Genomic DNA, 7324 nt, shown 5'->3' on the forward strand with positions numbered 1-7324 from the left:
CCCTTGGACATGTCCCGAAATTCGAGGAACTCAGGCCATTGCTCAAGAAACTTGGCATCTATTCGAGCTGGCTTGGACGCTAATGCTTGCAGGCCTCGCTCAGTGATTTTGAACACGCCCCGCTTCGGGGCCTCTATCAGCGTGGCCTTTTTCAGATACGTTCGGGCCCAGCCAATTCGATTCTTAAAGATGCCTTGCTGCCCACTCGGCAGGAGCTCGACCCTCTCTGTTGGCGTTAGATTGAAATGTTCAGCAAGGGCCTCTTCAGCGTCCCTCAGTGAGTGCTCGTTGCCGTCAGCCAAATGGCGCAGGAACGGAAGCATGCAGGTTTGGTAATCAGGTATGGCCATGTGCGTAGGATACTTGCAGCGAGAAGTTCAGCAGCTCACAAAGGCCGGGGTCAGGTCTCGAATATGAAGGCAAGACCTGACCCCAGTAACGCCGGTTTGAAAGGTGCTAGCGCGAAGCGCAGCACTCATCGAGGCGACGCGCAGCGAGCCGTGTTCTTTGGAGTTCAACCCCTTCTGCATGGGCGAAGAGCGCAGAATTTTCCGGGCGTCGCGCAGCGACTTCAAAGACTGGTTTCGCGCCCCTTGTCTGAACGCAGCGTAGCGAAGTGAGTTGGGCGCGGCCCGGCAAATTTGAGCACTGAGCGGACCCGCAGGGCCATGCGGCAGGGTCGCCTTCTTTTGCTTACTTTTCTTGGCGACGGCAAGAAAAGTGAGTCGGCCGCCGGGGCGAACTCCCGGCATCGTGCGGGGAGAGCAATACATGCGACGCTAGGTCTCGAAGAAAAAACAGATTCGCGTTCGATTTGCCAACTCAATTTTCACCAAACGCGGAAAACGGACCAATAGACGGTCGCCTGATTCTCAGTTCACGCCTAGCAGCTGCTCTGCAATCGCACCAACAAAGCCTGCGCCGCTGGGCTGGCCTGCACAGCCGGCATCTCGGCGGCCGAAGCCACCAGTCGCTGGGCAGTGGCCAAATGCGGCGTCACCGGCCCGATAAAACGCAATTGCTCGCCGACGCCAATCAACAAGGTAGGAAAGGTCTCGACCTCCAAGTCGCCGACCAATTCCTCGTCATCCTCGATATCCACCCAGATGAAACGGTAGTCGGGGTGCTGCTGGCGCAAAGCGGCAAGCACTTCGCGATAGGTGTCACAAGTGCGGCACCAAGCGGCGCACAGGCAGGCCACCAGGGTGGTCTGCGCACAGCGGTCATGGGCATCGGAGGCGATCATCATGGGGCGAAGCATAGCGATGAAGCACGGCACCGCTGGAAGTCGTTGCAAACAGGCGACGACCGAACGGGTAGAACCACCGATGGAAAGAATTCAACAAAATGGTGCAGCGCTGTCAACCGCACCGATTTGGCTCACGTTGTGCCTTCAAACGGAGCGGGATTGTTGGAATCCCCCCGGTTTCGCAAAGGCAAAAGCCATGAAAACGCAACAACATTCGTCCGAACCACAGCCCCGCCGCATGCCTTGCCCCGAGTTGCAAGCCGGCCAGGCCGACAACAAGGGCCGCAAGCATGAGGCCTTTGAGGCCGGCAACTACGGCAGCGACCGCCGCAGCCTGGCCCGCGCGATCCGCTTCGACCGCAAGCGTTAAACCCTAGCTATCCAAAGGCGCCATCAACAGCGCCAAATCCTGCGCAGTGAACTTGGCGCCCTCGGCCTCGTCACTGCCCAGCACCCCTTCCGCCAGCGCCAGTTTGCGCGCCTGCAGCTCCAGCATCCGCTCCTCGATGCTGCCCGCCACCACCAGTTTGTAGACGAACACCGGCTTGTCCTGGCCGATGCGGTGTGCGCGTGCGCTCGCCTGCGCCTCCACCGCCGGGTTCCACCAGGGGTCGACATGGATGACGGTGTCGGCCGCCGTCAGATTCAGGCCGACGCCGCCGGCCTTCAGGCTGATCAGCATCAGCGGCAACTCCAGCGCCTGAAAGCGCCGCACCAGCTCGCCGCGCGCGGCCACCGGCGTCGCCCCGGTCAGCGTCAGATAAGGCAGGGCCAAGCGGTCCAGCTCGGCGGCGATCAGGCCGAGCATCTCGGCAAACTGCGAGAACACCAACACACGCCGCCCTTCAGCGACCAGCTCGGGCAGCATTTCACTGAGCAGCTCCAGCTTGGCCCGCTCCATCTCGGCCGCCATCGCCAGCCCCTTGACAAGATAAGGGTCGCAGCAGACTTGGCGCAGCTTCAACAACGCATCAAGCACCGAGATCTGCGCGCCGGCAAAACCGCGCCGCGCCAGCACCCGCCGCACCTGCTTGTCGGCCGCCACCCGCACGCTCTCGTACAGATCGCGCTGCTGGCCGTAAAGCTGGACCTTGCGCGTCACGACGGTCAGCGGCGGCAGCTCGGTCGCCACGTCCTCCTTGCGCCGGCGCAGGATGAAGGGCCGCACCCGCTGCGCCAGCAGCCGCGCCCGCAAGGTCTCGCCATTGGTTTCGATCGGTTTGCGCCAGAGCCGGGCGAAGCTGCGGGCGTCACCCAAAAAGCCCGGCATCAGAAAGTCGAACTGCGCCCACAACTCGCCCAAATGGTTCTCCAGCGGCGTGCCGGTCAGGCACAGCCGGTGCCGGGCGCTGAGCTTGCGCACGGCTGACGCCGCCCGGCTGCTGGCGTTCTTGACCGTCTGCGCCTCGTCCAGGATCAAGACATGCCAGGGCTGGGCGCTCAGCGCGGCGGCGTCGCGCCAGAGCAGCGGATAGGTGCTCAGCACCAGATCGTAGTCGGCCAAATGGGGGAAATGCTGTGCCCGCAGCGGCCCCTGCAGCGAAAGCACGCGCAAAGCCGGCGCGACGCGGGCGGCCTCGGCCTGCCAGTTGAACAGCAGCGAGGTTGGCAGCACGGCCAGCGCCGGCCGGTCGAGCCGGCCGGCTTGTTTTTCCAGCAGCAGATGAGCCAAGGCCTGCGCCGTCTTGCCCAAGCCCATATCGTCGGCCAAGATGCCGGCCAGGCCCTGCTCGCGCAGGTATTGCAGCCAAGCCAGACCGCTCAATTGATAGGGGCGCAGCGTCAGGCCCAAGCCACTGGGCGCCGCCACCGAGCATGGCTCGCCAGCAGCGATCAGCTTCTGCGCCAGCAAGCGCAGGTCGGCGTCGCCATGGATCTGCCAACCCGAGCGCTCGTCCACACCCAGCAGGCGGGCGGCGTCCCAGTCGCTCAGCGGCAGCGGGCCTTCCCGGCGTCTGGGGTCGGTCAGCAGGTCGACCATCGCCGCCACGATGGGTTTCAGAATCGCCGCCGGCGCCTCGATGCGGCGCCCGCCCGGCGCGTGCAGCAAGATGATGGCGTCGTCGTCAATCGCGCTGATCGCCTCGGCGTCCAGCCAGCGCGCGTCACGCTTGAGTAAGTCGGCGATCAACGGCGCCAGATCGAGCATCTCACCCTCGACCTCGACGCCCAGGGTCAGCAACCACGAGCCCTCGCGGGTCGGCAGGCCCAGGCGCTTGATGTCCATCTTCCAGGCTTGCGGGGCGACCGGCCGGTGCGCAAAACCCGGCTGCACAACGATGGCCCAGCCCTTGGCCTCCAGCTCGGGCACCCGCTCCAGCCAGAACTCGGCAAAAAAGTCTTCCTGCGTCAGTGTCCACAGATGGCCCAGACCGGCGGCGCTGTCCGGGTGCCGCCATTGCAGCAGCTCGCCGTCCAAGGGAATCAGCCCCGAGCTCCAGAGCTGGTCACGCGCCTCGGCCTCGGCCAGCAGATCGCGCGCCAGCAAGCGTGTGCCCAAGGCCTGCGTCAGCGGCGGGCGGCTGTTCAGGAGCGAGCGCGGCGCGGGCGTGTCCCACAGCAGGCCGCGCCCGTCGGCATAGGTCCAGTCGACTTGCGCGACGGTCACCGTGTCGCCGCGCGGCCCCAGCTTGCCGCCGGGCGCCAGACCCAAGAGCCCGTCACCACGACTGAGCGTGCGCAGGTTCAGGCGCGGGCGGAAGCGCGCCGGCTCGCCTTTGGGTGGCACGGGCGCAGGCTTTGCCAGCTCCGGCACGGCCGGCGTCTGGTCGCTGAGCAAGAGGTCCATCAGCTTGGCGGCATCGGCCTCGGGCAAGCGCGGCAGGGTCTTGAGCTCGTCGCGCCCGGCCTTGCGGCGCAGCGCGGCGACCCATTGCTGCAACACAGCGGCGCGCTGCGGTGCATCGGCGGCAATCTGCAGCTTCAACATCACGGCGGCCGCATGCTCGCAAAAATGGCGGTTGCGGCAGCTGCACTGGGTGCTGTAATGCGGCCGGCCGTCTGCTCCCACTACTCCTTGCAGCGCCAGCTCATAGACTTGGTCGCCGCCACCGGCCACGCGGGCGCTGGCGCCGACCTCGTCTTGCTGCAGATCCAGAATCTGCGCCTGAATGCCGCGCCCGCGCTGCAGGCGGTGGCGCTCGAACAGGCGCACCAACGCGGACTCGGTGGGCGGCCAGATGCGCGGGACTAGCGGTAAAAGAGGCTCGACGGACATGGCCGTCATTGTCAGGTCTAGCTTTGCTGGCAGACTGCGCCCCATGCGACTTGTAACGATACGACGAATCCTGCTCGGCTTGCTGCTGATGCTGGCGCTGGGCCTGGCCTTGAGCCTGCAGCGCACGCCCCTGGTGGCGATGGCGACCGAGCTGCAGCCAGCCGATATCAAAGAGGCCAAGAATTTCCTGCGCCGCAATGACCCGCGCCGGCTGGAAACCGGCGCCCAACGCGTGCTGAATGTGCGCGAGCAGGAGCTGAACCTGATGCTGGGCCAAGCCGCCAAGCTCTATGGCCAGGCGGCGGCGCGGGTGCAGCTGCGTCCCGATCTGGCCTTGCTGCAGGCCAGCGTGCCGCTGCCCAGACTGGGCGCCTGGCTAAATATCGATGCCGAGCTGCAGGCGACGTCCGGCCTGCCGACGTTCAGCCGCTTGACGCTTGGCCGGCTGCCGCTGCCCGCCTGGCTCGCCAACTGGGGTGCGCGCCAGGCCTTGCAGCGGCTGCCGGCGGCGTTCGATCTGCAACTGGCCGACGACATGATCGAGCGCGTCGGCTTCGGCGCCGAGCTGCTGCATGTCAAGTACCGCTGGCACAAGGACAGCATGGCCAAGGTGATGTCCTCGCTGTGGCCGGCCGGTGAACAGCAACGCGCCTATGCCTACCAGGAGCATCTGGCGGCCTGGGTGCTGACGCTGCCGCCGGGTCAGCCGGTCTCGCTGGCGACGCTGCTGCCGACTATGTTCACGCTGGCCCAGCAGCGCAGTGCGGGCTTAAGCACACAGGCGGCGGCGGAGAACCGCGCCGCCATCCTGACGCTGGCGCTCTATGCCACCGGCGAGAGTTGGGCGCGGGTGATGCCGGCGGCGCAGGCCTGGCCGAAACCGGCGCCGCTGCAGGTGACGCTGAACGGGCGCGACGATTTCGCCATGCACTTCCTGGTCTCGGCGGCGCTGGCGGTTGAGGGCGGCGGGCCCTTGGCCGACGCCATCGGCGTCTACAAAGAGTTGTCCGACACCCGCGGCGGCAGTGGTTTCAGCTTCAATGACGTCGCCGCCGACCGCGCCGGCGCTCGTTTTGGCCTGCTGTCCGAGCAGGCGCCGGAGAAGCTGCAGGCGCTGGTCAGCCGCGGCCTGCCCGAATCGGCCTTCATGCCCGATGTCTCCGACCTGCCCGAGTTTTTGAGCGAGCTGGAATTCCTGCGCCGCTACGGCGGCACCGAAGCACCCGCCTATAAACAGATGATGAAGGACATCGAGGCGCGGCTGGCGGCGTTGGCGGTGTCAAGTTGATGAAGTTTCAGCGTCGCCCCGCAGAATCAATGGCGTCAACACTCCTCCTCGAACCGAAGTCGTCGCGAAAATAGCAGCTAGGATGCTGGATACGGGAGGAGCGGCGATGAGAAGAAGAGATTCAAGAGGTTTGACATCGCTAGGTTCAGGCCTGCTCATGTACGGTGTTTGCTGGGCATTGGCCTGGTTGCTGGCCGACATCAACTTGCCGGCCGATATATTCCCCCACACCCTCTTCAGTCGCGGCAGTTTCGGCACGCTGCTGGCCGAGGCCGGCGCGATTGCCTTGCTGCTCTTCGGCATCGCCCTGGTTTGGGGCTATTTCACCGTTCGCTCGCCAAAACTGGGTCGGCGCCCGACCACAGCCTGGTGCTTGGCCGGCCTGGGCCTGGCCTGGTTTGTCTGGCTGCTGATCGGTGTGTTCCAGTGGTCCGACATCGAGGCGGTCGACGAGCAATCGTTCCGCGTCATGCTGTTCTCGGCCACACAGCCGCCGCTGTGGGGCCTGCTCAACACCATCGCGCTGCTGCTTGGGCTGGGCTTGGCCGGCGTTTTGGCCGCCAAGCAATATCGCAAACTCGGTGGTGGCCAGGCTCGCAGCCGTACCATCAACAGCTCCTATGCGCGACGCCGTAAAAAATCATCCAAAAAATCTAGCGTCGCCAGTGCCGCCAGCACCGAGCCTGGCTGGGTCGCCACGCGCCCTATGCTTGACTTGCCAGAGGCCCGTCAAGGCCTGCATCTGCCAATGGGTCAGGCCGGTCGCTAACCGGGTTGAGTTGCTGCTGCTGCAGCATCCCCTGGAGCAGGATCATGCCAAGGGCACGGCCACGCTGTTGCGGCTGTCGCTGCAACACTGCCGCATCTGGGTCGGTGAAAGCTTCGATGCGCAAGCGCTGGCGCAGGCCTTGGCAACCACTCAGACCGGTTCAACTTGGCTGCTCTACCCCGAAGATCGTCCGCGCATCAGCGCAGGCCTGATGGCCGCGCCGGCTTGCGGCCGCTTGGTGGTGCTTGATGCGACTTGGCGCAAGAGTCGCAAGATGCTGCTGCTCAACCCCTTGCTGCTAAGTTTGCCGCGCTTGGCGCTGCTGGACCCACCGCCCTCGCGCTATACCGTCCGCAAGGCCCATCTCGGGCATCAGCTCTCGACCCTGGAGGCCAGCGTCTTGGCCCTGCAGCAGTTGGAAGGGCCATCAGCGGCCTTTGATGACTTGCTCAAAGGCTTCGACGGATTTGTCGCCCAACAGGCGCTGCGCTTTCAGCCTTGACCCGAAGCGCTCAGGGCGCGCGCAATGCGGTTGCGGGCCACCGTGGTCTTCGGCACTTTGAAGGGGAACCAGGTCCGCACGTCTTCGTCCAGCCCAATGCCGTGCATATAGTTGTAGATCGCCTTCTTCAGCCCGATGCCGAGGCGGTCATGGTCGACCCCGCTCGGGTCGATGAAGCCGACATCATTCTTGGCGAAACTGACCGGCGGCAGCGGCCGCAGCGTAATGCCGTAGTCGGCCGGGTCGCGGCCGACCGGCGAATGCACGGTGCAGGCAAAGCGGTGGAAAAAGCCGCTCTG

Annotated in this window: 7 protein-coding genes and 1 pseudogene; 4 read left to right on the forward strand and 4 right to left on the reverse strand. The window is 65.2% G+C overall.

Annotated elements, in window-relative coordinates; translation table 11 throughout:
• Positions 1–350: winged helix-turn-helix domain-containing protein (locus RMO57_RS12705; RefSeq protein WP_310387132.1), on the reverse strand; the 350-nt coding region annotated here is incomplete at its 3' end.
• 533 nt (positions 351–883) lie between these two features.
• Complete coding sequence (locus tag RMO57_RS12710) at positions 884–1249, reverse strand: thioredoxin family protein (RefSeq protein ID WP_310387134.1); 366 nt, start codon at positions 1247–1249, stop codon at positions 884–886.
• A 196-nt stretch (positions 1250–1445) separates the two neighbouring features.
• On the opposite strand from RMO57_RS12710, the gene RMO57_RS12715 reads away from it, so the two are divergent.
• Positions 1446–1619 carry a hypothetical protein gene (locus tag RMO57_RS12715; protein WP_310387136.1) on the forward strand — a complete coding sequence of 58 codons (174 nt, stop codon included), beginning with the start codon at positions 1446–1448 and terminating at the stop codon, positions 1617–1619.
• 3 nt (positions 1620–1622) lie between these two features.
• On the opposite strand, the gene RMO57_RS12720 is transcribed toward RMO57_RS12715, so the two are convergent.
• Complete coding sequence (locus RMO57_RS12720) at positions 1623–4466, reverse strand: DEAD/DEAH box helicase (RefSeq protein WP_310387138.1); 2844 nt, start codon at positions 4464–4466, stop codon at positions 1623–1625.
• Between the two features lie 43 nt (positions 4467–4509).
• On the opposite strand from RMO57_RS12720, the gene RMO57_RS12725 reads away from it, so the two are divergent.
• The 3 genes from RMO57_RS12725 (at position 4510) to RMO57_RS12735 (ending at position 7025) form a co-directional block, all read left to right on the forward strand.
• Positions 4510–5754 carry a hypothetical protein gene (locus RMO57_RS12725; protein WP_310387141.1) on the forward strand — a complete coding sequence of 415 codons (1245 nt, stop codon included), beginning with the start codon at positions 4510–4512 and terminating at the stop codon, positions 5752–5754.
• A 157-nt stretch (positions 5755–5911) separates the two neighbouring features.
• Positions 5912–6523 carry a hypothetical protein gene (locus RMO57_RS12730; protein ID WP_310387143.1) on the forward strand — a complete coding sequence of 204 codons (612 nt, stop codon included), beginning with the start codon at positions 5912–5914 and terminating at the stop codon, positions 6521–6523.
• Positions 6420–7025: a tRNA-uridine aminocarboxypropyltransferase gene (locus RMO57_RS12735; protein WP_310387145.1), complete on the forward strand. Its 606-nt coding sequence runs from the start codon at positions 6420–6422 to the stop codon at positions 7023–7025. Before RMO57_RS12730 ends, RMO57_RS12735 begins: the two co-directional genes overlap by 104 nt.
• On the opposite strand, the pseudogene RMO57_RS12740 reads toward RMO57_RS12735, so the two are convergent.
• Positions 7016–7324: pseudogene (locus RMO57_RS12740) on the reverse strand (radical SAM protein); the annotation flags it as partial. The gene RMO57_RS12735 and the pseudogene RMO57_RS12740 sit on opposite strands and share 10 nt — an antisense overlap.

It is taken from the genome of Roseateles sp., from assembly GCF_031397715.1.
Classification (GTDB): domain Bacteria; phylum Pseudomonadota; class Gammaproteobacteria; order Burkholderiales; family Burkholderiaceae_C; genus Paucibacter_A.

Bases quoted from the DNA above. Each gene is read 5' to 3' on its own strand.
- RMO57_RS12710 (WP_310387134.1), bottom strand. From the start codon at position 1,249: ATGATGATCGCCTCCGATGCCCATGACCGCTGTGCGCAGACCACCCTG.
- RMO57_RS12730 (WP_310387143.1), top strand. From the start codon at position 5,912: ATGTACGGTGTTTGCTGGGCATTGGCCTGGTTGCTGGCCGACATCAAC.
- RMO57_RS12715 (WP_310387136.1), top strand. From the start codon at position 1,446: ATGAAAACGCAACAACATTCGTCCGAACCACAGCCCCGCCGCATGCCT.
- RMO57_RS12720 (WP_310387138.1), bottom strand. From the start codon at position 4,466: ATGTCCGTCGAGCCTCTTTTACCGCTAGTCCCGCGCATCTGGCCGCCC.
- RMO57_RS12725 (WP_310387141.1), top strand. From the start codon at position 4,510: ATGCGACTTGTAACGATACGACGAATCCTGCTCGGCTTGCTGCTGATG.